This is a genomic window from Nocardia sp. NPDC058497, assembly GCF_042720195.1.
Classification (GTDB): domain Bacteria; phylum Actinomycetota; class Actinomycetes; order Mycobacteriales; family Mycobacteriaceae; genus Nocardia.
This window is the reverse complement of sequence record NZ_JBHXMY010000856.1, coordinates 1-1,830: the sequence shown is the minus strand read 5'-3', so window position 1 is coordinate 1,830 and position 1,830 is coordinate 1. Positions and strand designations below refer to the sequence as shown.

Annotated in this window: 2 protein-coding genes; both read right to left on the bottom strand. The window is 67.5% G+C overall.

Annotated features, from left to right (window positions below; translation table 11 throughout):
• Window positions 1-197: 197 nt before the first annotated feature.
• On the bottom strand, window positions 198-1,262 hold the full coding sequence (locus ACFWPJ_RS31815) for a tyrosine-type recombinase/integrase (protein WP_378857076.1): 1,065 nt from the start codon (window positions 1,260-1,262) through the stop codon (window positions 198-200).
• Between the two features lie 2 nt (window positions 1,263-1,264).
• The gene (locus tag ACFWPJ_RS31810; protein WP_378857075.1) at window positions 1,265-1,693 is read right to left on the bottom strand and encodes a hypothetical protein; all 429 of its coding nucleotides are present in this window, start codon (window positions 1,691-1,693) and stop codon (window positions 1,265-1,267) included.
• Between the last annotated feature and the right edge of the window lie 137 nt (window positions 1,694-1,830).

Genomic DNA, 1,830 nt, shown 5'->3' with positions numbered 1-1,830 from the left:
GCGATGCATCGATCAAACACCTCCGCGTGAGATTCTGTCGAGGGGAGCCTGTTTGGACCTGCCGCAAGATTGCACAGTGGAGTGGATCGCGCTCGCCGCAGACTTCTTGGCCACTGAGAACGCTGCGGTCTGATGAGGGCCGCCACGGCGCAGGCTGCCCGGTCGACTGGCACCCTGCGCCGCTGCTCGCGGCGGGATCAGCGCGGCGCAGGGAGCGCCGTAGCGGGTATGGATGAGCTCAGGGCGAGAGGGTGAGGTTCACCGGTCAGCGCAGACACCGCGGCCGAGACTTCGTGGATGTCGGACTTGACGTAGGTTTCGGTGACCCCGCCACGTTTGCCGCGATGTCCGGCGTAGGCGCGGGCGACGGCATAGCTGAAGGTGCGTTCGACCCAGGTGAGAGTGGTGTGGCGCAGCCAGTGGGTGGTGATGCCCTGTGTGGCGACCCACGGGAGGTCGGTGCCGACTCGGCCCCAGAGATGATCGTAGCGACGGCTCGAGATCGGGCGCCCGTGCCTATAGCGCAGGAGTTGGCCGGAGTACGGCGCACCACGCTCGTCGGCGTGATTTCGCAAGTGCGCCATCAGTGTCGGCGACACTGGCTGCCATCGATCGGACCCGCCCTTCTCTCGTAGCCAGACCAGACACTGATCGGGATCCAGGTCCTGCGGGCGTAGCGCGAGACCGCCGCCACGGCGACACGCGGTCTCCAAGTGCAGCCGCAACAGGAGCGAATCCAGTGCGGGATCGTCACCGGTTGTGGCTGCCGTGTGGCAGATCTCGGCGAGCTGGGGTGAGGGGATGGCATACCGGTGGGATGTCCGGCGGACCGGCATGGATAGACGGCGGGCCGGATTGTCCTGTGGTCGAATCCAACCGGAGTCCTCGGCGTGGCGGTATACGCGGCGCACGGCCGACACGAAGTGCTCCATCGCGCTGGTTCCACCGCGTGAGGCGCGATTGGTTCGCGCCCCGGCTTGTACCGAGGTCGCGAGTTCTTCCAGTTCGTGGTGGGTCGGTTCACTCAGCGACCGATTCGGCCACAGTGATTCGAGCAGGGAGAGGTGGGTTCCGTAGGTACGCGCGGTTCCCGCTGCCAGGCGAGCGCGCACGAGCGGGATCGCCTCGGCGAATGTGGGTGCAGCGGGCAGGCTTTCGATCAGGTCGGCAGGGGAGATTCCCATCTGCGTCAGCAGCAGCCTCGCGGCGGCCAAGGTCTCGGCTCCGGCGCCGCCGGTGTGCGGGAGATGGGTGGGCGGCATCGTCACGGAACCACCTCCAACAGGCGACGGCTCGACGCGAGCAATCCGTCGAGTGCCGCCGGCGGGTGGATCAGCACACCACCGCAGCGTCGATGAGCCATTACCAGGACGAGGTCACCGTAGGAGAGGCCGACGCGACGCCGCGTGCGCACCGGCACCCGCAGGTACCCGCCAGCTGTCACCGTGATCGAACCATCAGCGGCCGGCCGGAGGAGGATCAGCTGGTCGTCCGGGCATGACAGCGACAGCCGGGTTCCGGGTTGCCAGCCGAGCGTGTCGAGGACGGCGCGAGCGGTGACGCGGCCCCCCTCTCCGACCACACTCATCCCGTAGATCAGGCTCGCGTCGGCCTCTCGCGGGACCGATCGGACGGGCATGGCTCCGTGGATGCGCTCCTGCACCGGCGGCGGCGGAACGATCGGCTCGATCACGCGAACCCACCCCCGCCGCAGGACGCGCAAGCCTTCGGTCGCTGCGGCCGAAGTGGCAGATCTGCCAGGTGAAATCTGCATTTGCGCAGTTCAGGGCCGTGGTTCAAGGGAAACCTCCGTGTGCGAGTGCACTCGAA

What these genes read in the sequence shown, in the direction of transcription:
- ACFWPJ_RS31815 (WP_378857076.1), bottom strand. Translation starts at nt 1,262, where the DNA reads ATGCCGCCCACCCATCTCCCGCACACCGGCGGCGCCGGAGCCGAGACC.